This window comes from uncultured Clostridium sp. (assembly GCF_900547735.1).
GTDB lineage: Bacteria > Bacillota > Clostridia > Lachnospirales > Lachnospiraceae > Otoolea.
The window spans coordinates 1-24,296 of record NZ_URHZ01000058.1 but is presented as its reverse complement, the minus strand read 5'-3'; the positions used below and the strand labels follow the sequence as shown (position 1 = coordinate 24,296).

The following is a 24,296-nucleotide window of genomic DNA, read 5'->3' as shown; positions in this document are numbered from 1 at the left end:
CATGGTTCCGGAAAGGTGTGTCATTATGATAAAAGATAATTTAAATGAAGTAAAAGAAAATATCGTTTCTGCCTGCCGTGTATCCGGCAGAGCTTCCGAGGATGTGACCCTGATTGCGGTCAGCAAAACAAAGCCGGTGGAGATGCTCCGGGAGGCCTATGACGCCGGAGCCCGCGACTTCGGTGAAAACAAAGTACAGGAGATTCTCCAGAAGGCCCCCGTACTGCCGGAGGACATCCGCTGGCATATGATCGGCCATCTGCAGAAGAACAAGGTCCGTCAGGTTATCGACAAGGTATTCCTGATCCATTCCGTGGACTCCGTGGACCTGGCCGAACAAATTGAAAAGGAAGCGGCTAAAAAGAACATCGACGTCGATATCCTTCTGGAGGTCAATGTCGCGGAAGAAGAGAGTAAATATGGATTCAAAATGGAGGAAGTGATGGATGCAATTCTCATTATTTCCAAATTTTCCCATGTCCATATCAAGGGACTGATGACAATTGCACCATTTGTTGAAAATTCTGAAGAAAATCGCGATATTTTTCAAAAATTATATCAATTAAATGTTGACATAAAAAGCAAAAACGTCGATAATGTTAATATGGCTGTGCTCTCGATGGGAATGACCGGAGATTACATGACAGCAGTGGAAGAGGGCGCAACCATGATTAGAGTCGGTACTGGGATCTTTGGTGCCAGGACAAAGATAGGAGAGAATTTAGTATGAGTATTCTGAACAAACTAATGGATACAATGCGTTTAACAGAAGAAGACGATGATGATTACTTCATCGATGATGACTATGAAGATGAAAAACCTGCCAAAAAGCGGTTATTTAATAAAAAAGAAGATGACGACTATGATTACGATGAGGATCCGGAGCCGAAACCCCGTTTTCTTTCGCGTTCCTCTAGCAAAGTAGTCCCTATGAGGAGGGGGATGGAAGTGTCCTTAATTAAACCTACCTCCATGGAGGATTCCAGGGAGATTTGCGATTATCTGCTGGCAGGCAAGGCAGTCGTGCTGAATATGGAGGGAATCCATATGGAAGTGGCCCAGAGAATTATTGATTTCACGTCGGGAGCCACTTATTCAATGAACGGAAACCTTCAGAAGATTTCCAATTACATATTTATTGCCACACCAGAAACTGTAGAATTATCCGGTGATTTTCCAGAACTGTTAGCCGACGGTTCCCTAAATATCTCCGGAATGAACCTTCACTTTTAACTATTATTATGCTGGATAAAGAAGAACAATTACTGAAAAAACGTATATCGGAGCTGGCGGAACACTGTTATCAGCGCGATATACGGTCATATACCGATTTTCTGACGTTAAATGAACAGACAATTTTCCATTCCATGAAACGTACGCTTCCCCCTGTCACCTGGCTGATGAACGGAGGCTATGAGAGTGCCGAACGGAAAATTGTTTGTTTTCTGCCGTCTTACGAGGATGAAACAGCCGATTTACCTATCAGTATACTGAAAGCCGTTCCGGCCAGCCCGCGCTTTTCCCAGGACCTGACCCACAGAGATTATCTTGGCGCCATCATGAACCTTGGCATCGAGAGAAGCTGCATTGGCGATATTCTGATGAATGAAAACGGCTGTTTTATTTTCTGTATGGAGAAGATGGCCGGTTTTCTGGCCGGTGAGCTTAAGATGGTCCGCCACACGCCCGTCGTCTGTTGTCCCGTGACCCAGGCGGAAGAGGTGGCGCCAAGCTTTGAGACCGTAAGCGGGAGCGTGGCCTCACCGCGGCTGGACAGCGTAGTGGCCCTTGTGTTCAAGACATCGCGCTCCAAGGCTCTGCCGTATATCGAGAGCGAAAAAGTCTTCATCGACGGCCGCCTGTGTATTTCACCCGGACAGCAGTTAAAGGGCGGGGAAATCGTGTCGGTGCGCGGCCTTGGAAAGTTCCTCTATACCGGCGCTTTAAATGAAACGAAAAAAGGGCGCCTGTTTGTAAGCGCAGAAAAATACAGATAAGGAGTAAGTTTTTATGAGTGATAAAACAATACGAGAGAAAAATACCGATCGCCTGACCGTACATCTGAGTGATAAACCGGTCTATGATATCGTGATAACGGAAGATTTTACCGGCCTCCCCGGGGAGGTTATGAAACTTGACGTGGCTTCCAGAAAACTCTGCATTGTCACCGACTCTACAGTGTCGGAGCTTTATCTGGAGGAAGTGAGGGAGCTTTTAATGCCCTGCTGCCGTCTTGTGACATCCTATGTTTTTCCTGCCGGAGAGGCCCATAAGAATCTGGCCACCGTGCAGAAACTGTATGAAAAACTGATTAAAGAGCGCTTCGACAGGAGCGATATGCTGGTGGCCCTCGGAGGGGGCGTTGTAGGCGATCTCTGCGGCTTTGCGGCGGCCACCTATCTGCGCGGCATCTCCTTTATCCAGATTCCTACGACCCTGCTTTCCCAGGTGGACAGCAGTATCGGAGGAAAAACAGGGGTGGACTTCGACTCATACAAGAATATGGTCGGCGCATTCCATATGCCTGGACTGGTGTATACCAATATAAGTACGCTGCTCAGCCTGCCGGACTGCCAGTTTGCCGCCGGAATGGGCGAGGTGATTAAGCATGGGCTTATCAGGGACCGGGCTTATTACGACTGGCTTCTTGAACATGCCGGGGAAATCCAGGCGAAAGCTCTCTCCGCCCTGAGAGAGACGGTTGTGGGGAGCAACCTGATTAAGAGGGAAGTGGTGGAGACCGATCCCACGGAAAAAGGGGACCGGATGCTCCTGAATTTCGGCCACACCCTGGGACATGCCGTTGAAAAGCTCAAAAATTTTGAACTTCTCCATGGCGAGTGCGTGGCTCTCGGTTCCCTTGCGGCCATGCATTTATCGGAAATCCGGGGAATGATCGCAAAAGAGGATATTAACCGCTTCAGGGAGGCGCTTAAGACATTCCGGATCCCGGACCACGTCCCCGGCCTCACGCCTTCAGCCGTCATCGAGGCGTCGAAAAACGATAAAAAGATGGAGTCCGGCGTCATCAAGTTCATCCTGCTGGAAAGCGTGGGCTGCGCCTATGTGGACCGGACCGTGACCGACGGTGAGATGGAGCAGGCGCTTGCCTTTATCCTGACACAGGAGGAGAGCCATGAATAAGAAAATGCGGCAGATCCTGTTTTTCTTTGCCGGACTGATTGTCAGCATCGGCTTTGATCAGTGGGCAAAATATATGGCGGTCCTGAAGCTTAAGGGAAGGCCTCCCTTTGTCATCTGGGACGGTGTCTTTGAACTCTATTATTCCGAAAACCGGGGCGCCGCCTTTGGCATGATGCAGGGAAAACAGGGATTTTTCTTCCTGATTGCCGCCGTTGTCATTGCGGTTGTCATTGTGCTCCTGTTCCGGATGCCGGCTGAGAAAAAATATCTCCCTTTCACAAGCTGTTTATTCCTGCTCCTGTCCGGCGCAGTCGGCAACATGATCGACCGCGTCACAAACGGATATGTAGTGGACTTCCTGTACTTTAAACTGATCGATTTTCCGATTTTTAATGTGGCGGACTGTTATGTCGTGATTTCGACATGCCTTTTAATCCTTCTTTTCTTTTTCGTCTACTCCGACGATGAGCTGGAATTTCTTTCTTTCAGGAAGAAGAATCAATAAGGCGGGAACTTAAAACAACTGGAATAACTGGAAAAGGAGAGAAGAGCTTGATACAGGAATACATTGTTCCGGAAGAGTTTTCCGGCGTGCGCATCGACAAGTTTCTGTCCGAAAGCTGCCCTCTGCAGTCGCGTTCCTTTCTCCAGAAGCTCCTCAAATCGGAGCTGGTGGATGTAAACGGAAAGACGGTGAAAAGCAGCTATAAAGTGTCTGCCGGTGAAACGGTTTCTTTTGAAGTACCCGAGGCGGTGGAAGCGGAGATCACGGCGCAGGAGATGCCCCTTGACATTCTGTACGAAGATCAGGATGTCATTCTGATTAACAAGCCGAAGGGCATGGTGGTGCATCCGGCCGCCGGACATTATGAGGGAACACTGGTCAACGGCCTGATGCACCACTGCCGGGATCAGCTTTCCGGAATTAACGGAGTCATGCGCCCCGGTATCGTCCACCGGATTGATATGGACACAACAGGCGTAATCATTGCCTGTAAAAACGATTTAGCCCACAATTCTATTGCGGAGCAGCTTAAGGTACACTCGATCACAAGGAAATATTATGCCGTGGTATTCGGCAATCTGCCGGATGACGAGGGAACGGTGGAAGCTCCCATCGGCCGCCATCCGACCGACCGGAAGAAGATGAGCGTCATCAGTAAAAACGGGAAGGACGCGGTCACCCACTACCGCGTGCTGGAACGTTTTCGCGGTTATACCTATGTGGAGTGCAGGCTGGAAACGGGCCGCACCCATCAAATCAGGGTTCACATGGCGAGCATCGGCCATCCGCTGCTGGGAGATCAGGTGTATGGGCCCGCCAAACAGCCTTTCCATCTGAACGGCCAGACACTGCATGCGGGCGTCCTGGGATTTATTCATCCGCGCACGGGCGAATATATGGAATTTTCGGCTCCTCTGCCCGATTATTTTGAGGAACTGCTTACAAAGCTCAGGCGTCTGACCTGAGAATTCCGGCCGGCATATAAATTTAGAACGAACCATAAAGTGATTTTATAATCTATACAAAATTCACAAAATTAATAATGACTTTTCAGAATTTTTGCGCTATAATAGAGTTAAGAAGCAGAATAGTTTTACAAATTGAAAGGAGTGAGGTCGATGATGGGTAATTTAGTGATTACAATCGGTCGTGAATGCGGCAGTGCCGGACGGCTGATAGGACAGAAACTGGCAGCAGATCTCGGTGTAAAATGTTATGACAAGGAGCTTTTAACTCTCGCCGCAAAGAACAGCGGTTTATGTGAAGAACTGTTTAAGACTCATGATGAAAAACCGACGAGCAGCTTTCTTTATTCGCTCGTAATGGATACATATTCTCTGGGATACAACACCTCGGCTTATATGGATATGCCGATTAACCACAAGATTTTCCTGGCACAGTTCGACACGATTAAGAAACTGGCCGAAGAGGAATCCTGCGTAATCGTAGGCCGCTGTGCCGATTATGCCCTTGCCGAATATCCGAACATGGTCAGCGTTTTCATCTGCGGCAATGAGGATGATAAGATTCACCACCTGATGGAACGCCACAATGTGGATGAAGCAAAAGCAAAAGATATCATGATCAAAACAGACAAGCGGAGAGCCAGCTATTACAACTATTATTCCAGCAAACGCTGGGGAAGCTGCAAGAGCTACGATATGTGCCTCAACAGCAGCACCGTAGGCTATGACGGAGCAGTTGATATTATTAAGGAATTCGCCAAAAAGAAACAAGAATTTCTTAAAACAAAGAATTATAAGTAACTGATATAATTAGACCGGTATGCCTGTTTATTTTAGACAGGTATATTGGTCTTTTTTGATTCATGGAAAATTACGTCCTATGAATCAACCCGTTCTTGTTTTAAGAATTCTTTACGTGACAAACGATAAACGATAGAAAAGAGCAGCCCCAATGAGAAAGTTTCATCCCCTTATCATGAGGATTTTAGTCATGACTGCATCAGGTTTCCTGCTTATCTCCATAGCAGGGACCTATACGCCCTCCCCTTCCCTGGCGCCGCCTCAGGTCATAACCCAGGCAGGTACGCCGGAGGATACCACGGCGCTTCATCCGGAAACGGAACCGTTTAATGTAGAGGCATGTAATCCTGATACAGGTTTTGACGAAAAATCGCTGCCGGTCAGGCTCATGGATGCCATGAACCGGTTCGCAGGCCGATCGGCCGCCGCTTTTTCCGGAATGAACTCCGGCAGGGAGGAGGATTATTCCCCATCCGTATTTAAATACAATCTGATGGCTCTCTATCCGGAGGAACAGGAGCTTTCACCGGAAGATGAGACGGCCTCGGAACGCGAGCGGGTGTTCCGTCTTCTGAAACATAACCTGAAACCATTTTATGACTTTTTCAGACTGTCCTTTAACACACGGGCTTCCGATTCCTATGGAGGCCGCATGTATGAATATTTAAACCGGAAAGACGCCGAGTGGACCTCCGGCCTTTATAAATGGCTCCAGGCCTCTCCGGAACAGGCGGCAAAGATGCTCCGGCTGTCCCAGGCATCCGTAACCGGTAAGTATGACCCGACCAACGAAAAACACGATCCGGCCAATGCCGCGACATGGCTGATCCCATCCTGGAAAAATGTCAATTTTAATTTCTTCGACGGTGACGGCAGACGGATCGATCTCTATTCCAATTCACAGGAGATAGCGTCGATGGCCAGCGTATACACCTGGTACACCGGATGGGACGATGTGGATAACTTCCAGAATTATATTGATGAATTATGGCAGTTATCCCACGCGTACAGCGTGGCCATCGGACCGGTCTATTACTGTGACGGCTGTGTCGATCCGCATGAGGCCGACACAAAGGAAGAGACCGGCGCCGACGGCGGCAGCACGGAGGCTTTAAACGGCGCAGCAGGCTCGCAGGAGGCCTCATCTGCACCGTCGGAGGCTCCGCAGGGGGAACAGGCAGGAATTCCTTCCTCCGTATCGTCAGAAGGCCAAAATGGGGCTTTGGGCATCTCTGCGGGGAATGCTGCAGGCGTTACGGCAGAGACGGCGGGCCAGGTTTCACAGGAGACGGTTCCTGCACAGACTGCACAAGCTTCCGCTCAGTCTGCCGATGCCTCACAGACGGCGTCCCAGGGAGCGGAGGCCTCGCCTTCGGAACTGTCTAGTCCGGCGGACGGGACTGCCGCAGCAGGAGAGGGCGGTGCAAATGCCTCCGAGGCATCACTGACGGCGGCGCCTGAAATCCAGCTCAACAGCGAGGGGAAATTCTGTCCCGGACATGTGGATTTGACGGTTACCGCCCGCATCGTAGGCTTGTCGGAACGCAAAAACCTCTATACCATCGATAAGAGAGGCGCAGCGGCAACCGATACCTGGCCGGGATGGTCTCTCTACAACAAGGCCTATGTCGATACGTTATACAGCCAGGACTGGTCCCTTGAATACGAGCTGTCCCCGATTGAACTGGCCCTTGGAAAACCGCTTACCTTCAGTGAGATCAACGATTACCTGAAGCTGCTTCCGGCGGATGTCTCCCGTGAGAGGAAAGCGGTGATTACATATGCCCTGCACTCCGTCGGGAAAATCCCTTATTACTACGGCGGCAAAGCACATGCCCCCGGCTATGAGGGCAATAATTTTGCAAACATCACATCCCCGGACAGAAAGGGCCGCATCATATCCGGACTCGACTGTTCCGGCTGGGTAAACTGGGTTTACTGGTCTTCCCTCGGAAAGGTTCCCACGAACCTGGGCACCAGCGGCCTGATCCATGCGGGAAGAGGCATCAGCCGCTCGGAACTTCAGCCGGGCGACATCATCGTAAGGCTGGGAGCCAATTCCCATGTCATGATGTTCCTCGCCTGGGCACCCGGAGGCCAGATGGTCTGCATACACGAAACAGGCGGCAGCGTGAGCAACGTCACGGTCAGCATCGTGGATGCCAGATGGCCGTATTACAGGGCGCTGCTGGATTGACGCTGATTCATACAAAGAATACAGGGAATATAAAGAATTCCCATAAGACAGGGTCCACAGAATGAGGCCGGATATTTTCCGGCAGCCGTCTGTGGACCCTGTCGTTTCCGGCAAAAATATGGTATAGTTAAAGTCAGTGTAAGTCACATCACCCAGAATATGGAGAGTATTACTTATGGAAAAAACGAACTGCCGCATGAATTATATAAAGGAACCGGATGTAACGCAGATTCGGATGTTCCGGCTGCATTCCCACCATTTGGACAGGGAATACGGGAAATCGGATCTATTCGATATTGCAGGAGCATGCGGACTGCAGAACTCCCCGCCGGGAGCATGGGAAACCGCTCTTTTTAACCGCATTCCGTATTTCAGCCTGGCGGATATGGAAGAACTTTTATACAGAAAAAAAACTCTGCTTCAGGCATGGAGCCTCCGGGGTGCTCCCGTTGTGTTCCCCGCCTCCGAATGGGATGCGTTTCTCACCGCGCTTACGGCAAAAGAGGATGAGCCGTGGATTTATACCCGGGGAATCTCTGCGGCGCTCGACTTTCTCCAGATGGATTTTGAGGAGCTGTTTCTGCTCCTCAAACGGGTGATTTCCCGGTTGGACGGCAACGTTATTACCAGTAAAAGTGATTTGGATCAGACACTCGCCGGTTGGATGGCTCCCTATCTGCCCGGTGAAAAACGCGTTCTCTGGAACCGGCCGTCCATGTACGGGGATCCGGACAGGCAGACCGTCGGCGGGGCCGTTGTATCTTTTTTACTCCGGCCATGCGCTTTTGAAGGCCTGGTCGTGTTCGGGGAACGGGACGGAACCAGCCCGACCTTTACCTCCCGCATTAACTGGCTTGGCAAAACGGAAGCGGCCGTGGAAAACGGCACCGGTGAAAACGGCGCTTCAAACGGGGCCGCCGGGAAACTGGTGCGCAAATTTCTGCACTGCTACGGACCGGCCACGGCCAACATGTTCGCAGTCTGGCTCGGCTGTTCCGGGAATCAGGCGCGCCGCATGTGGAATACCGTCTCGGATGAGATGGAGACGGTCACGGTATCCGGTAAAAAAGCGTTTATTCTTTCCTCCGACAGGGAGGAATTCCTTTCCCCCGTCCCTCTTCAAAGGGAGCTTCTCCTCCTCGGAGGGCACGATCCCTACCTGGATCAGCGTGACAGACAGATTCTGCAGCCGGATAAGACGCTGCACAGCCGGATATGGAAACCCGTGACAAATCCCGGAGCCGTTGTGTACCGTGGAGAAGTAATCGGAATCTTTACGGGGAAAAAGAAAAGTAAGGGGTTGGAGATGAAAATCTCTTTATGGCGGGATTTTCAAGACAGGCAGAAGCTTTCCGGCCTGGCCGGGGCCTATGCCGCCTTCCGGGGACAGGAGCTTACAAATCTGGATCTGGAAATTTTGTAATCGGGAAGAGGAGGGAATTCGATGAAACAGTGTCCCTATTGCGGATGTGAAGAATATGGGATTGAGACGGTCAATCAAGCCGAGATGAAAAAATGCAGCGCCTGCGGAGCTTTCTACGAAGATGCCGGGGCAGAATTTGAAATCAATTCCTTTGTCCCGGTTTATGAGCGTGACAATGACGGCAGGTATCCCGGCTGTCCGAAGTGCGGCTGCCGGGATATCAGGCGGCTGACAACGGATGAACTGATGGTGCGGGGAAATCTTATAGCGGCGGCGATAGCGGGAGTTCCTCACGAGCTGAATCCCCTGCTGATCGGAAGATATGAGTGCCTGAATCCGGACTGCGGATACCGCTGGCATTAAAAAGAGGAGGGTGTTTATGCCTCCTCCGTTGCCATATATTTACCGTTTAGGCCGGTAAATTACCTCATTGACGGCATAAACCGTTACAAATGCATTCTTATCCGTCTTCAGTATATAGGTCATCAGCATGGCATACTCGTTCTTATCCACGATTGTGATGATTTCTCTGCGCGGACGGCCGTCGTATGCGCCGATCGCCTCATAAATCGTCGCTCCGCTGTGGAGGTGATGAAGGATAAATTCCCTGATTTCCTCCTCATGTTCGGAGATAATGCAGACCCGCTTTTTGATATTGAAGCCGAATATAAAATGATCCAGCACGATTCCGTTTAAGTAGGTGCCCAGGATGCTTAAAACTACAATCTTTTTATCATAAACGAGAGCGGAAGAGAGCGCCACGCACATGCCGGAAAGCGACATGGCCTTGCCCAAATCCATATGCATATATTTATTCAGGAACTTTGCCACTATATCGAGACCGCCGGATGACGCATTGCGGTTGAACAGCATGGCCAGGCCGATGCTCACGGTAAAGATATAGCAGAGCATATCTAAAAATGCGTCGTTGGTAATGGACTGGTTATCCGGAAAAATAATTTCCAGCACGGCCAGGACAACGGGGACCAGAAAAGAGGTGTAAACCGTTTTGGCGCCGAATTCCCTGCCGATAAACAGAAACCCCAGTATCAGCAGAAAGATGTTCAGGATAAAGGTAATTGCAGAAATCTTTAAAGGCACAAAGTTCCCCAGAACGATGGCCAGACCGGAGATACTGCCGACCGATACATGACTCGGAATCAGAAAGAAAAACACAGCCGAAGACACAATGATGGTCGCAAAAGTAATCACCGCAAACTCTTTGACCGCCCCCCATTTTTTCATGATAATCCTCCAATAAATTTATAATTTTGACATGTGATTTTTCATATATCCATGCCCCGTCTCGTATTGTAACACAACAAAACCCTTCCTGCAATTGACAGGAGAAAAGAAAAACCAATTAACCAAAAACAGCCGGAGGGTAAAATATGAACATAAAACAGAACAAATGGAAAACGGCCGCCGCTCTGGCGGCAGGAACCGCTATACTCATACTGCTCAGCCAGATATTCCGTCGGGGCGGTATGACTGCATTCTTCATGAAGTGGCTGGAAAATGTGGTATTTCTTTGTATTCTGGCTGCGGCCGCCGCAAAGCCGGACCGCCGCGGTTTTAAATTTGCCGCCTCCCTGGCGGCGCTGTCACTTCTGGAGGTATTCGGCGAGGAAGTCTATTATGCACTTGCCCCCTACTCCTGGGCGGTAATGCCCGGGACGGCCACCATCGGTGTCTATGTGCTGTTCATGGCGGCAATCTCTCTGCTCCTCTGCCGGGAAAGCTTCAGGGAACGCGCAGACCGTGTCCGTGATTTCAGCCTGCCGGATGTGCTGGCCTGCGCCCTCTTGCTGGCAGTTTCGGCGGCGTTGCTGGTAAAGGCGGGCAAAAGCTATGAAGCCTGTTACGAGAGCCTCTTTTCCGGAGGGGCGGCCGATATGTTTTCAATGATGACGTCGAACGCCATAAACTGGATTAATGCGGCGTATCTGGCCGTCCGTCTGGTGTCAAAGGCAGTCTGCGTCTGGGTTGTGGCATGCGGCGTGTTCGGCCTGGAAAATCCGGACGATGTATCCGCTCAGAAATAAAATTTAATATTTCTGTAACATTTTAAAAACAATCCATAAACATACCTGTTGTATAATGTACACAGATTTTGCCAACAGACCAAAATGCAGGAATGATTTAAGAGCGGGAGGTAATGTAATGATTCATATATTGGTGGTGGAGGATGATCCGAAGCTGAATCAGGTTGTCTGCACCTGTCTAAACGACAGCGGCTTCGCCGCAAAGGGATGTTTAAATGCAGGGGCCGCTTACGATGAGATGTACAACCATCTGTACGAGCTGATTATTTCCGATATCATGATGCCGGAAATCGACGGGTTTGAATTTGCAGAAAGTATAAGAAAAATTAACAGGACGATACCGATCCTGTTCATGTCGGCCAGGGATGATTTGCCGTCCAAGCAGAAGGGATTCCAGCTCGGCATCGACGATTATATGGTAAAACCCATTGAGCTGGCGGAACTGCTGCTGCGCGTGCGCGCCCTGCTCCGGCGGGCGAATATCGAGACGGAACGGAAACTGGCTGTGGGAAATCTGACCATGGACGCGGACGCCGTGACGGCGGTGGTGGACGGAGAAGAGATTGCAGTCACTACACGGGAATTTAACATCCTCTATAAACTGCTTTCCTATCCGGGAAAGACTTTTTCGCGCGCGCAGCTGATGGATGAGTTCTGGGGCATTGACAGTGAGACGAGCCTGCGGGCGGTGGATGTCTATGTGACAAAGCTGCGTGACAAATTCTCGCGGTGTGACGGTTTCCGGATTGTAACGGTCCGCGGACTGGGATATAAGGCGGTGATGGGATGACACACGATAAACGGACGGATGAGCGTATCAGGGTAACGCGGTTTCCTCTGATGATTTTTATCCCCACCCTGGCGGTGCTCATTGTCCTGACAACCGTACAGTATAAATTTCTCGGGGAATATATAGAGATTGACCGGGTGCCCCGTTCCTATGTGTTTATTATGATTTTGTTCTGGCTCCTGCTCGCCGGACTTTATACCTTTATCACGCGCTGTCAGGTGAGACGAAAGTACGACAGGCCGATGAGGCAGCTTGCCGACGCCACGAGGAAAGTGGCAAACGGGGATTTTTCCGTCTACATCAAACCCATCCATACCGCGGACAGGGCGGATTATCTCGATGTGATGATCGAGGATTTTAATAAAATGGTGGCGGAACTTGGGAGTATTGAGACCCTGAAGACCGATTTTTTCTCCAACGTGTCCCATGAAATTAAAACACCGCTTTCCGTAATCCAGAATTATGTGGAAATGATGCAGAATCCGGACCTGCCGCCGGAGCAGAGGGACAGCTATATCAGCACCACGCTGCAGGCGGTAAAAAGACTGTCGGAGCTGATTACCAACCTGCTGAAGCTGAATAAACTGGAAAAGCAGAGTATCCGCCCCGAACCGGAGCCATATGACCTCTGCCGCCAGCTCTGTGACTGCATGCTGAATTTCGAATCCGTATGGGAAGCCAAGGGGCTTGAGGTGGACGTGGATATCGAAGATTCGGCGGTGGTCGTGGCGGATGCCAGCCTGATGGAGCTGGTTTGGAATAATCTTTTGTCTAATGCCATGAAATTCACGGAACCGGGCGGCTCTGTTTTCCTGAGACAGACTTCATCGGAGGACGAAGTCACCGTTTCGATCAGCGATACGGGCTGCGGGATGGAGGAGGAGACACTGCAGCATATATTTGACAAGTTCTATCAGGGAGATACCTCCCACTCCACGGAGGGGAACGGGCTGGGCCTTTCTCTGGCGCTGAGGGTGCTGCAGCTTACCGGGGCAACGGTTTCGGCGGAGAGCATACCGGGGGAAGGAAGCGTTTTTGTAGTCCGGATTCCCGTCGGCGCGGGAAAGGAGCGGCAATATGGCTAAGGTGACGAAAAGCGGCAGCGGCTATATCGGATACGATTATAAAGAGGTGACGGTACCGGCGGCGCTGACCTGCAGATATCTGGACGGGTATGAAAATTTCGGATGGTTTTGCGAGGCGTCCGTGGAACACGTCCCTCGGAAGGGGAAGGTCACCTTAAAATTCAAACGCGATCGGAGAATTATCAATAAAATGGAACTGACACGGCTGCAACAGCATTTTGACGCCTGTATGGAGGAGATCGGGAAGCTGGAAAAGACAAAGAAAAGCCGGGCCTGCGCCGCCGCCGTTTCAATCGGGGTCCTGGGAACCGCGTTTATGGCCTGCGCCACCTTTGCGGCCACCCATGAGCCTCCCCTCGTCTGGCCCTGTATCCTGTTTGCCGTTCCGGCTTTCGCAGGGTGGACGGCCCCTTATTTTATTTACAAATACATCTTCGGAAAGCGCTCCATGGAAATCGCCCCCCTGCTGGAACACAAATACGACGAACTTTACGGGATTTGTGAAAAAGGCAGCCGACTTCTTTCATAATTATTAATTTTTCTTTCCCGGATTATCGGCGCTATATTTATGTTCTCCCGTTTGCTATAATAGAAATGGGTGGAAATTTCCCCGCAATCAGACCTGATATCCAGACCTGAAATAAAGAACATAAGATGAGAGGAAAGATTATGAAACGTATTACCAAGAAGTGGAAGACAGCGTTATTCTGTATGGCTCTGTGCGGCACACTGACCGCCTGCGGAAGCAAGAATAAAGCCCGGGAGCCGGAGGAATCCGGGACGGCCGGCGTAAGTACGGAAGCCGCAGAGGCTGAATCAGTGTCACAGCAGGAAACCGGGGCTGCGCAGAACGGTGAAAACAGCGGTGAAGCGGACCGTTACAGCCTGATTGAGTCCCAGACCTTCGAAGTGACGCTGAACCCCCAGGGAAAGGTGACTTTTGCTTCCTATCAGCCGGACGGCGGCGACCTGCATGAGGACGCATTGTTCAAGCTTATGGACGGTGAACGGACAATCGCCGCACTGGATGGCATGGTTCAGGACAACCGCCGTGAAAACGAGAACTTCAATGAAGTGGAGGCCGTCTCATTTCCCGATTATAACAACGACGGTTACAGTGATATCATTATTATCTGCAGCTATTCCCCTGTGTCAGGCGCTTCCGGCCGTTTTTCCGAGGCCAGAATCTACCGCGGAAGCGGGAACGGTTCTTTTACCCTGGAAAGGGAACTGTCCGACTCGGCCAATTCGGCTCTCGCAGAGAAGACCGTAAAGTCGGTTCTCGGCTTTTTAGGGGCGGGAAAGAAGGAAGAGCAGGAAATGGCCGCCTGGCAGCAGGCCTACTTAAGCCACCTTCAGCAGGAGACAGGACAGTGGCAGGGATATAACCTGATTTATATCAACGACGATGCCGTACCGGAGCTGGTGGAGATTGGCGGCAGTGAAGCCGCTGGCTGCGGGATTGTAAGCTTTGCGGACGGCGCGGTCAGCGAGACTCAGCTTGACAGGCTCGGCTTTACTTACATTGAAAAAGGGAATCTTCTCTGCAATTCCGACGGACATATGGACAGCTACTATGATCTGGTATACAGCATGGCGGACGGACGTCTGACACAGATTGCCGCCGGTTACTACGGGGCGGAGGATAATTCGAACCTGCAGCTGGATGAGAACGGGGAACCGGTTTACCGGTATGAGTGGAATGGCGCCGTAATGTCCAAAGAGGAGTATGATCAGGCGCTTAATGCAGTCTACGACACTTCCAAAGCCAAAGAGGGCTATCAGTGGGATAAATGGCTTTCCAAAGAGGACGTCATCCGGGCCATAACAGAATGAAGAAAGAGAAGTTCGAAGAGGTGAGCCGGGCCCTGAAAGAGAATGGCGGCACCTTTATCTGACCGTTCACGGCAGACTGCCTGGGAAGAGCATCATCTTTTGTCTGACAGCTGGACCGCAGTCTCTCTTTTGAATTGCAAAGGCCTGGAAAATGTGGTAAAATATAGTATATTTCAGCATAAGGAAGGAGCACCGATTATGGATAAGGAAGTTTTAAACTATGTTGTTGAGAAGACACACGAATTAATGGATGCACAGTCATGCAGCAGTGAGGCAAGAACAGCCGCTCAAACCTGGCTGGATGCCGTTGGAACTGAAAATGAGGCCGCAGAGACAAAGAAATTTATCGAAGAGCTGGAAGCAGACATTATGCCGGTCGACGGTTTAATCGCTTTCGCAGAGTCCGAAACCGGCGCTCAGGTTTTCGGAGCCGAGGCAGCCAAAGGCGTGGCTGCTCATGGAAAAGAAATCAAAGCAGCCGGAGCGAAATACTGTGACTGCCCGGCCTGTGCTGCGGCAGAGGCAATCCTTTCAAAGAAGGACGCTCTTCTTTAAGAAACATAGTAACGATTCAGTACCTTCATTACAAAACATAACGGTTTAAAACCAGTATCAGATGGGCCAACGGGCATCAGTCAGAAATGGCTGGTGCCCGTTTTCAGGAGACGGCAATACAGTAAGGAGACGGCGATGGAGCAAAAACCAGAGAAGCGGGAAACGGCAAAGACCATTCTGTTTTATGCGCTTCCCGCCTATGGGCATATTCATTCAAACCTGTACTTAACCGGACGGCTGGCCAAAGCCGGATTCCGTGTTGTTTATTATGCGACGGAACCCTACCGGGAGGAGATAGAGGCTAACGGCGGGGAATACAGAGCTTATCCGCTGGGCGGTAAGACCATTGATACCTCGGACGGGAACAAGCTGCTGAAGCTGTACCGCCTGATTCTTGAATATACCCGCGATATGCTGCCCGTCCTGCTTTCGGAAGCAGCACAGGAAAAGCCTTGCCATATTCTATTTGATTCCCTGGCTCTGTGGGGCAGGGCGGTCGGGGAACTTCTTTCGGTACCGTCATTCAGCTTTTACAGTATTGCGGCCATTGACCGGATCGGGGGAAGGGCCTTTTTCGCATATGCCTCCGGATTTTCCGGCGGTTTTCTGCGTTATGCGGGAGAACTTCCCCAGGCGCTCCGGATACGGCGGCAGCTTGGAAAAAGTTATGGAATACGGAAACTGGGAATGCTCCCCGTCCTGATGAACAAAGGAAGCCGGAACCTGATGGGATACTCCAGGATGTTCCAGCCCGGAGGCGGGAAATTTGGGGATGACTATGTATTCCTCGGGCCTCTGTCTCCCCATATGAAGAGCATCCGGACCAATGATTTCATCTGTCCGCCTGAAAGACTAATCTACATTTCCCTGGGAACCGTATTTAACCGGGATCAGGAACTGCTTCGTGAGATACTGAGGCAGTTCGGCCGGGGAAGGGACGCCGGATTTCATGTAGTTATGGCCTGGAATATCGAAAAAACGGACCGGATTCCGGATAACTTCATTGTCCGTCCGTTCGTAAACCAGGGAGAGATCCTGAAACATGCGTCTCTCTTTATCACGGCCGGCGGGATGAACAGCATCCATGAGGCTCTGTATTACGGCGTCCCCTGCCTGATGTGCCCCCAGCAGGGAGAACAGCTTATAAATGCCAAACGGTTTGAGGCGATGGGGTTTGGAAGGATACTGAGAAAAAAAGCGGATTTGTATCGGGAAGCCATGGCTGCCATGGCTCTGAAAAACACGTGGAGCGGGGAACGGAAAAAAAAGGCGGCGGCGGTTCATGTGAAGGCGGCACTTAATTTACTGAAACAGAACAATACAACGAAAGAGGAAAGGCGGCAGGGCGAATGAGGGATACAGTTCTGATCACAGGGGCGACCGGATTTTTAGGCGGATATCTGGTGAAGCGTCTTACAAAGGAATACCGGGTTTTAGCCCTTGGGAGAAACCGGGAACGCGGAGAAGCGCTTCAAAAGCTGGGTGCTGAATTCTGTCCAGGCGACTTCACGGACCGCAAAACCTGTGAGACCTATTTTCGGGATGTCCGGTACGTCATCCATGCGGGCGCCCTTTCCACTGTTTGGGGAAAATGGGAGGATTTTTACGGGACGAATGTAGCGGGAACCGCTCTGGTGGCGGAACTCTGCCTTGAAAACGGTGTCGAACGTCTCGTTTATATTTCATCCCCCAGCATCTATACGGAGAAGCATGACCGCTATGGAATCCGTGAGGAGCAGGCGCCGGAGCAAAACGATTTAAACTTTTATATCAAGTCGAAACTGATGGCGGAACGGGTGATCGGTGAGATACATGAGAAGGGACTGGAGACCGTCATCCTCCGCCCCAGGGGCTTGATCGGGATCGGGGATACGAGCCTGGTTCCCCGGCTTTTACGGGCGAATGGGAGGATTGGGATTCCCCTTATGAGGGACGGCCGCATCACCGTAGATCTGACCAGCGTGGAAAACGTGGCTCAGGCCTGCCGTCTGGCCCTGACTGCGGCGGAGGCGGATGGAAGGGTGTTTAATATCACCAATGGGGAGCCGACGGAATTCCGGATCCTTCTGGAATCCTTTCTGGCCGCCATTGATAAGCAGCCCCATTACAGGAAACTGCCCTTTAAGGCGGTTTACGGCGTGGCCTGGGCCCTGGAATGGGCCTACAGGACATTCCGCCTGCCCGGAGAGCCTCCGCTTACGAAGTACACGGTATGCACGCTGGCGTTCTCCCAGACCATGGATATCAGCAGGGCAAGGGACATACTCGGCTATGAACCGGAGAAATCTCTGATGGAATCGATTCAGGAATATGGACGTTGGTGGAAGGAAAACGAATCGGAAGGGAAGAGAAACCTGCCGGGGAAGCTTTCCAAAAAAGCGGAGCCGTCCCAGGGACTGCCCAAACCGCCCGCGCTGATAGACGGGGTAAAACTGTATCACTGCGGTTCCTGCACCAATGATCTGCGGCTCCTTTTCCGGGGACATCCCGGTGAAAAGAGGGAGTTTCCGGCAATGGCGGCGCTGATACGGCACAGGCGGCTTGGAAACATCCTGTTTGACACTGGATACTCGGAGGCCATTTATCAGGGCGGCCCGTTTCATAAACTGTACCGTCTTTTAAACCCGGTCCATGTGAGGCCGGAACAGGTGATTGATAAACGGCTGAAAGCCGACGGAATCAGTCCGGAAAGCATCGGAACCATCATTCTGTCCCATGCACATCCGGATCACATCGGAGGACTTAAGAAATTCAGCGGATACCGCCTGGTGGCTTCGGCCGGAACCATGAAGACGCTTGACAAACCGGGAATCCGGGATCTGGTGTTTACGGAGATGCTGCCCGGGGTAAGTGACGGGGTGAGCCGCCGGGAACCTGAGAACCGGCTCACAGAACATTTCCTCTGCCGGTATTTTGAAGAGGTTTACGATCTGTTCGGGGACGGCAGTCTTATCGGCGTAGCGCTTCATGGGCATTGTACGGGACAGATGGGACTCTGGATACCAGATTTGAAACTGTTCCTGGCGGCGGATGCCTGCTGGGGAGGTGATCTGGTCCGCGATACCCTCCGGATGAGAATGATTCCGCGCCTGATCCAGAAGGATTTTGCGGAGTACAAAAATTCGCTCCGAAGGCTCTGCAGGCTGAAACGGGAACACCCGGAAATCCGAATCGTGTTTTCCCATCAGAGAGGGAGTGAGGAGACTTATGGCAGACCAGCTTTCCGTGCTTAAGTATTATCTTTATTACAAATACAGAAGGCCGTTTTCGGACAGGAGTTCCCTGGAAAGATGGCAGGAACAGAAAATCAGGAAGCATTTAAAATATATTGCGGACCATTCCGCCGTTTACAGGGGAGTGGAACAACTGTCTTCCTGTCCGGTTACGGATAAAACATTCATGATGGAACATTTTGACGAGCTCAACACGGTCGGAATCGGCAGGGAAGAAGCCCTGGACTTTGCGGTCCGGGCTGAACGGGAACGGGAATTTACGCCAAAACTCAAGGGGGTGACGGTGGGGCTAAGCTCCGGCACCTCCGGGAACAGAGGAATTTTCCTGGTGTCCGACGATGAGAAGAACCGCTGGGCCGGATATGTTCTTGCAAAATTTCTTCCCGGAAGTATCCTTGATAAGTACTCCATCGCATTTTTCATGAGGGCCGACAGTAACCTCTATCAGGCGGTAAAGTCTAAAAATATCAGGTTTCACTTCTTTGATATTTATAAAGACATGGAGGAGCACCGGAAACGCCTTGAGGAAATCCGGCCGCAGATTCTGGCGGGACAGCCCTCGCTCCTTCTTATGATTGCGGAAGATGTCAGGCAGGGGAAGACAGAGATTCGTCCGCAGACCGTAATTTCCATTGCCGAGGTACTGGAACCGGAGGATGAACGGAGGCTTAAGGAAGCGTTCGGGCTGCCCGTAATTCACCAGGTCTACCAGTGCACCGAGGGCTGCCTGGCCTCCACCTGCCCAAAGGGAACGCTCCATTTGAATGAGGATATCGTGCATATCGAGCGGGAATACCTGGATGAAAAAAGATTCGTGCCCATTGTGACCGACTTTGAACGGAAGGCTCAGCCCATTATCCGCTACCGTTTAAATGACATACTGGTGGAAAAGAAGGCGGCCTGCGCCTGCGGCAGTCCCTGTCTGGCGCTCGAAAAGATAGAGGGCCGCGAGGACGACGTCTTTACCTTCCAGGGCCATGACGGGAGGGATGTGCCCATATTCCCGGACTTTATCAGAAGGTGCATCCTGTTTGCGGATGGGGGCGGAGAAGCGGAAAACACGGGCATATCCGGAGATTACAGGATCGTGCAGGAAAAAGACGGCCGTCTGACCGTCTATGCCGACCTGACGGAATACGGAAAACAGAGAATTGCTGAGGAATTTTCACTTCTCTCAAAGGACTGCGGTTTTATCCTGCCGGAAATCAGATTTACGGCATACGGCAGGGAAAAGGGCGGGAAGATGAAGCGGGTGGAGAGAAAGAACGCATGAGAAAGGGGCAGGGATGAAGGAACGCAGGGTAAAGATTGCCGGCTGGGGAAAGACCCTGGCGGCACATAAGATGGATTTTGGAGGACAGACCCGGTACCGGCTGGAACCGGGGGAAACTCTATTGGATCTGGCGGTGCTGTCGGCTAAAAAGGCGCTTATATGCGCCGGAATGAAGATAGAAGAGATAGACTGTATTGTCTGTGCCATGGCAACTCCGCTGCAGGCCATTCCCTGCAACGCCGCCCTGGTGCATGAGCGGCTGGCGAAAGGTCTTCAGATTCCCGCCATGGATATCAATACGACGTGTACCAGTTTTATCTCGGCCCTGGATGTAATGTCATGCCTGATTGAAATCGGACGGTATAACAATGCGCTGATTATATCGGGCGATACGGCATCCGCAGCCCTGAATCCGGAACAGACGGAGAGCTATGAGCTGTTTTCGGACGGAACCAGCGCCTGTGTGCTGACAAAATCCGAAAACTCCAATCCGTCCGCGATCCTCTACAGCTGCCAGAGAACCTGGTCCGAGGGTGCGCATGACACGGAAATCAGGGGCGGAGGCGGCCTGATGCCGGCCTTTTCCATGAATGATGAGAACCGGGACGATTACTATTTTGATATGAAGGGGAAACGGATCCTGAAGCTGTCCGCCAAGTGTCTGCCCGGTTTTGTAGAGCATTGTCTGAAGGAAGCCGGCGTGACCCGGGATGAGATTGATCTGGTGGTTCCCCATCAGGCCAGCAGGGCGCTGAATCTCATCATGCCCAGACTGGGCTTTGGAAAGGGCACCTATATCGACCGCGTCCCGGAATATGGCAACCTGATCTCCGCTTCGGTCCCCTACGCGCTCTGTGAGGCCGTTGAAGAAGGACGAATCAAACGGGGTGACCTGATACTGCTCATAGGAACGGCCGCCGGACTGACGGCGAATTTTCTTCTGATGAGGTTCTGACGCACTCCCGACTAATAGAAAACCGATAATATGACAGAAAGGTAATCACTGATTATGATTAACAGAGAAGATATGCTGGAGCTGACAAGGCGGATGACTCTTTCACGGACCTCCTTCACGAGAATTGCCGGGTGTTACGTAGACGGGGACGGGGATTTTGACGGAAGTTTTAATACTAATTTTCTTAAGCTTTCCTCACCGGAACGGACAAAAAAACTGGCGCTGGCAAAGGAAATCCCTTTTTCGGCCACCAATGTAAACCTGAAGAAATATGAATTTCCCGAGGCGGTACGAAAGCCGGGCGGTATGTGGCAGTTACTGATGGCGATGAATGAATGCGGCTTGAAAAACGATGCCCTGATGGATACGTTTTACGACGTAATGATGGAGAACTATCACGCATCCTCCGGGTATGCCATTCTCGTTTTCCACGACCGTTATGATATACCGGCAAAGACATCCGACAAGGAGCGTCTGTGGGAATCGGAAGAGGTGTTTGAATATATGATTTGCGCCATCTGTCCCCTGTCCGGGGAATACGAGCCGGGCAAACCGGAATGCGGATTTTTATTTCCCGCTTTTACCGACAGGAGCGGAGATACGAACCATATCGCCGTTTTCCACGCGGATGCGGGACGTCCCCACAAAGAACTGCTCCGGCTCCTGAATGTGATTCCTGAAAAAGAATAGGTTAAATTAAAAGGAGAGAAGTAAAATGGAATTTCAGAATACCGTTCATTTTCAGATTACAGATAAAATAGAGGAGCAGGACAGAGCCGAAATCTATGCCGGATTGCTGGAATACAACCTGGAAAAACTTGAGGATAAAAATCCCAGGGAACTGGGAATCTTCCTGGAGGACGCACAGGGGAAAAAAGCGGCCGGACTGATTGGGGAAACGCACGGCAACTGGCTTATGATAAAGTTTTTATGGGTGGGTAAGCTTTTGAGAGGTCAGAATATCGGCAGCCGGCTGCTCAATCAGGCAGAGGACACAGCCAGGGAAAGAGGATGTAAATTCGTATTCTTAGACACCTTCAGTTTTCAGGCCCCTGATTTTTATAAAAAACACGGCTATGAGGAAGTTTTCCATTTAGAGAATTATCCGCTTACCGGAAAACGGCACTATTTCACTAAAAATCTTTTTTCATGAGGTTTAAATACCATTTTCCGGTAAAATGAAACCAGCAGATATCAGACTTGGAAAGGCCGAATACCGTCATCGGGAGGCCATGTAGCAGGACAGAAGGAATGGAGGAAAAGGAATGAAAATAAAGAAGTTAATAGCGGCAGTACTTTTATGTGCAGTTTTCTCATGCAGTCTTTCCCCGCTGCCCGGCGCCGGTTTGACGGTGCAGGCCGGGACCGGCAGCGGGACGGAATCACGGACGTATCCTGATACGGTGCGCTGGTTTAATTCCGCCTATGCACTCTGGTGTGTCCGCAACGGCGCGGATATCTCAAAACCGGGAGGCGGTTCCCCCAATGATCTGGTCTATTCCGTGGCCCTCAGGCAGGTATTGGAGCGTGACTGGGGCGTTACGGACCGCCGGAGCGCCGAGGACAAGATTACCTGGCTGGAAACCGGAGGACATAATAAATCTCTTTTAAGTTATTACAATGAACATAATCTGGGGCAGTATGCGACGGATATCGATTTGAATGCGTCCTGGGGAGATAACGGCAGCCAGAGCTCTATTTCCGACGGTGAGGCGGCCCGGCAGATGGCGGCTTATATGGCGTACAAGACCTATGGGGAAAATGCATGTGCTGGCTGGGATTTGAGCCGCGCGCTGATGCTTCTGGGACAGTACTATGTAACCGGCTATTATACCTATGAGGAGGCCATGGACAAGTCTCTGGAACTTGCCAAAAAGGCACAGGCCATGTTCCCGTCCTGGGAAGACTTTATGCAGAGCTATATTTACGGATACGTATTTTGGAGTAAATCCGATCCCACCGACCCGCAGTCTGAGTTTCAGTACCGTGTCTATCTTTATCAGTCCCTGAAAGCCATGGAGGATGGTCCTTATCAGCTCGACTGGTATACGGAGCTGAAAAAAGAATGGTAATATAGGAATAATAATTCAAGAAGTATAAAATAAGAGACGTATAAAATAAGAATCCGGGAGACACCTGATATGTATGAGAGAATGCTGAACAAAAAGGAGACGCCTTCGCCGGCCAAGATGACCGCCTACTGCGGTGAGACTGCCGGGCTGTTTTCTTCGCTGAATGAGTGGCTGACTGCGACGTATGCTACGGCACAGCAGATTACCTTTCCCTATGGAAATCAATATGGCTGGGGGATTGCCCACAGGTTGAAGAAAAAACTGATATGCAATGTTTTCGCCGAAAACAATTCATTTACGGTGATGGTACGCTTATCCGGGAATCAGTATCAATCGTTATATGCGCAGCTGCAGAAATACACACAGGAGTATATCGACAATCAGTATCCCTGTGGTGACGGCGGCTGGATCCAGTACCGCGTCACCTGCAGGGAGCATTTTGATGATATACAAAAAATTCTGTCCGCTAAGTGCTCATGACGACGCCTCTTTTTTTGGAGGGTTACAGTAATTTATGTGAGAGTAATTTATATGAGAGTAATTTATGTGAAAGTAATTTATATGAAAGTAATTGATTTGAAAGGTGGAATTCTATGCGAAAGACAGGCAGTAACTGGTTGAAATTCATCTTTCTGGTTTATCTAGCCATCTTACTGCGCATTACCGTTTTCCGAACGGGATTCAGTATGTCACACCTCATGCAGAACGGAACCGTCAACCTGACTCTGTTTCAGGACTATATTCCGCTCATCAGGCAGGGAAGGTGGTTTCGTTTTGTATATCTGTTTGTGGGCAATATTGTCTGGTTTGTCCCCCTGGGATGCGCGCTTACGGCATCCGGGAATCTCAAACGGCTCCGGACGGCCGCGTTGTGCGGCCTCGGATTGTCTCTTGCAATTGAAACAATGCAGTATCTGTTTGGAACAGGTGTCTCGGAGTTGGATGACCTCGTATTAAATACACTGGGCACATGGATCGGGGCAGCAGGCGGACGGCTGTACCGGAATCACCCCGGCCGGAGTCGATGAGAGGAACCCTATCTTCCGGCCGGACCCTGCGGGGCGCCTGGGACCGCTGGATGAGAAACCGTGTTCGGGAGCTGAAAAAATACTCAGACACCGTCGGACGGACGCTTTACAGCGTCTTTTATAGCTCCCGATATATTTTTCCTGCCCGGTATCCGCCGGGCGGAAGCGTAACGTCTGATTATCTGTTACAATTTCTCTTTTTATCATTCGTATCTTACTTTTTATTCCACCTCTTTTCTTTTAACCATACCTTGATTTTCTATTATATAACGGAACAATAGCTGCACATTTTTACACCGTCTCTTTTGAATCTTTTACAGAATCTTTTAAAAAAGTAAAATTTCAAAGTGAATTCGTGATTTATACAAAACATTGATTTTGCAGTACTT

At 50.8% G+C, this 24,296-nt stretch carries 26 protein-coding genes; 25 read left to right on the top strand and 1 reads right to left on the bottom strand.

What is annotated here, in order from left to right:
- The first annotated feature begins 25 nt into the window (after positions 1–25).
- From QZT18_RS16760 to QZT18_RS16715, 10 genes are all read left to right on the top strand, one after another.
- Entirely contained in the window at positions 26–730 is a 705-nt protein-coding gene (locus QZT18_RS16760; RefSeq protein ID WP_294149572.1) for a YggS family pyridoxal phosphate-dependent enzyme, read from the top strand.
- Complete coding sequence (locus QZT18_RS16755) at positions 727–1,233, top strand: cell division protein SepF (protein ID WP_294149571.1); 507 nt, start codon at positions 727–729, stop codon at positions 1,231–1,233. Before QZT18_RS16760 ends, QZT18_RS16755 begins: the two co-directional genes overlap by 4 nt.
- An 8-nt stretch (positions 1,234–1,241) precedes the next feature.
- A complete protein-coding gene (locus QZT18_RS16750; protein ID WP_294149569.1) occupies positions 1,242–1,997 on the top strand; it encodes an RNA-binding protein in 756 nt (251 codons plus the stop codon).
- Between the two features lie 13 nt (positions 1,998–2,010).
- Entirely contained in the window at positions 2,011–3,144 is a 1,134-nt protein-coding gene (gene aroB / locus QZT18_RS16745) for a 3-dehydroquinate synthase (RefSeq protein ID WP_294149567.1), read from the top strand.
- Positions 3,137–3,649 carry a signal peptidase II gene (lspA, locus tag QZT18_RS16740; protein ID WP_294149565.1) on the top strand — a complete coding sequence of 171 codons (513 nt, stop codon included), beginning with the start codon at positions 3,137–3,139 and terminating at the stop codon, positions 3,647–3,649. Before aroB ends, lspA begins: the two co-directional genes overlap by 8 nt.
- Positions 3,650–3,696: 47 nt before the next feature.
- Positions 3,697–4,614 carry an RluA family pseudouridine synthase gene (locus tag QZT18_RS16735; RefSeq protein WP_294149564.1) on the top strand — a complete coding sequence of 306 codons (918 nt, stop codon included), beginning with the start codon at positions 3,697–3,699 and terminating at the stop codon, positions 4,612–4,614.
- Positions 4,615–4,767: 153 nt separating this feature from the next.
- Complete coding sequence (locus tag QZT18_RS16730; protein WP_294149561.1) at positions 4,768–5,415, top strand: AAA family ATPase; 648 nt, start codon at positions 4,768–4,770, stop codon at positions 5,413–5,415.
- Positions 5,416–5,566: 151 nt separating this feature from the next.
- Complete coding sequence (locus QZT18_RS16725; RefSeq protein WP_294149559.1) at positions 5,567–7,612, top strand: C40 family peptidase; 2,046 nt, start codon at positions 5,567–5,569, stop codon at positions 7,610–7,612.
- A 175-nt stretch (positions 7,613–7,787) separates the two neighbouring features.
- Complete coding sequence (locus QZT18_RS16720; protein ID WP_294149552.1) at positions 7,788–9,035, top strand: winged helix DNA-binding domain-containing protein; 1,248 nt, start codon at positions 7,788–7,790, stop codon at positions 9,033–9,035.
- Between the two features lie 21 nt (positions 9,036–9,056).
- Positions 9,057–9,398: a hypothetical protein gene (locus tag QZT18_RS16715; RefSeq protein WP_227030133.1), complete on the top strand. Its 342-nt coding sequence runs from the start codon at positions 9,057–9,059 to the stop codon at positions 9,396–9,398.
- 39 nt (positions 9,399–9,437) lie between these two features.
- On the opposite strand, the gene QZT18_RS16710 is transcribed toward QZT18_RS16715, so the two are convergent.
- Positions 9,438–10,280, bottom strand: a complete 843-nt coding sequence (locus QZT18_RS16710; protein ID WP_294149547.1) for a YitT family protein — start codon at positions 10,278–10,280, stop codon at positions 9,438–9,440.
- A 146-nt stretch (positions 10,281–10,426) separates the two neighbouring features.
- On the opposite strand from QZT18_RS16710, the gene QZT18_RS16705 reads away from it, so the two are divergent.
- The 15 genes from QZT18_RS16705 to QZT18_RS16635 all read left to right on the top strand — a co-directional run bounded on the left by QZT18_RS16705 (position 10,427) and on the right by QZT18_RS16635 (position 23,907).
- A complete protein-coding gene (locus QZT18_RS16705) occupies positions 10,427–11,080 on the top strand; it encodes a hypothetical protein (protein ID WP_294149545.1) in 654 nt (217 codons plus the stop codon).
- Positions 11,081–11,198: 118 nt separating this feature from the next.
- Positions 11,199–11,870: a response regulator transcription factor gene (locus tag QZT18_RS16700; RefSeq protein ID WP_294149542.1), complete on the top strand. Its 672-nt coding sequence runs from the start codon at positions 11,199–11,201 to the stop codon at positions 11,868–11,870.
- Complete coding sequence (locus tag QZT18_RS16695; RefSeq protein WP_294149540.1) at positions 11,867–12,955, top strand: HAMP domain-containing sensor histidine kinase; 1,089 nt, start codon at positions 11,867–11,869, stop codon at positions 12,953–12,955. Before QZT18_RS16700 ends, QZT18_RS16695 begins: the two co-directional genes overlap by 4 nt.
- Positions 12,948–13,484, top strand: a complete 537-nt coding sequence (locus QZT18_RS16690) for a hypothetical protein (RefSeq protein ID WP_294149538.1) — start codon at positions 12,948–12,950, stop codon at positions 13,482–13,484. Before QZT18_RS16695 ends, QZT18_RS16690 begins: the two co-directional genes overlap by 8 nt.
- A 140-nt stretch (positions 13,485–13,624) precedes the next feature.
- Positions 13,625–14,791, top strand: coding sequence for a hypothetical protein (locus QZT18_RS16685; protein ID WP_294149536.1), 1,167 nt, complete (start codon positions 13,625–13,627; stop codon positions 14,789–14,791).
- Between the two features lie 198 nt (positions 14,792–14,989).
- Entirely contained in the window at positions 14,990–15,346 is a 357-nt protein-coding gene (locus QZT18_RS16680; protein ID WP_294149535.1) for a molecular chaperone Hsp90, read from the top strand.
- A 135-nt stretch (positions 15,347–15,481) separates the two neighbouring features.
- Positions 15,482–16,699, top strand: coding sequence for a nucleotide disphospho-sugar-binding domain-containing protein (locus tag QZT18_RS16675; protein ID WP_294149532.1), 1,218 nt, complete (start codon positions 15,482–15,484; stop codon positions 16,697–16,699).
- The gene (locus tag QZT18_RS16670) at positions 16,696–18,579 is read left to right on the top strand and encodes an NAD-dependent epimerase/dehydratase family protein (protein ID WP_294149530.1); all 1,884 of its coding nucleotides are present in this window, start codon (positions 16,696–16,698) and stop codon (positions 18,577–18,579) included. Before QZT18_RS16675 ends, QZT18_RS16670 begins: the two co-directional genes overlap by 4 nt.
- Positions 18,554–19,852, top strand: coding sequence for a F390 synthetase-related protein (locus QZT18_RS16665; RefSeq protein WP_294149528.1), 1,299 nt, complete (start codon positions 18,554–18,556; stop codon positions 19,850–19,852). Before QZT18_RS16670 ends, QZT18_RS16665 begins: the two co-directional genes overlap by 26 nt.
- Before the next feature lie 13 nt (positions 19,853–19,865).
- Complete coding sequence (locus tag QZT18_RS16660; protein WP_294149525.1) at positions 19,866–20,807, top strand: 3-oxoacyl-[acyl-carrier-protein] synthase III C-terminal domain-containing protein; 942 nt, start codon at positions 19,866–19,868, stop codon at positions 20,805–20,807.
- Between the two features lie 54 nt (positions 20,808–20,861).
- Positions 20,862–21,497, top strand: a complete 636-nt coding sequence (locus tag QZT18_RS16655; protein ID WP_294149523.1) for a DUF4317 family protein — start codon at positions 20,862–20,864, stop codon at positions 21,495–21,497.
- Positions 21,498–21,522: 25 nt separating this feature from the next.
- A complete protein-coding gene (locus QZT18_RS16650) occupies positions 21,523–21,960 on the top strand; it encodes a GNAT family N-acetyltransferase (protein ID WP_294149521.1) in 438 nt (145 codons plus the stop codon).
- Between the two features lie 112 nt (positions 21,961–22,072).
- Complete coding sequence (locus QZT18_RS16645; RefSeq protein ID WP_294149519.1) at positions 22,073–22,879, top strand: DUF1266 domain-containing protein; 807 nt, start codon at positions 22,073–22,075, stop codon at positions 22,877–22,879.
- A 69-nt stretch (positions 22,880–22,948) separates the two neighbouring features.
- The gene (locus QZT18_RS16640) at positions 22,949–23,359 is read left to right on the top strand and encodes a DUF3788 domain-containing protein (protein WP_294149518.1); all 411 of its coding nucleotides are present in this window, start codon (positions 22,949–22,951) and stop codon (positions 23,357–23,359) included.
- A gap of 113 nt (positions 23,360–23,472) precedes the next feature.
- Entirely contained in the window at positions 23,473–23,907 is a 435-nt protein-coding gene (locus tag QZT18_RS16635) for a VanZ family protein (RefSeq protein ID WP_294149516.1), read from the top strand.
- Positions 23,908–24,296: the final 389 nt, after the last annotated feature.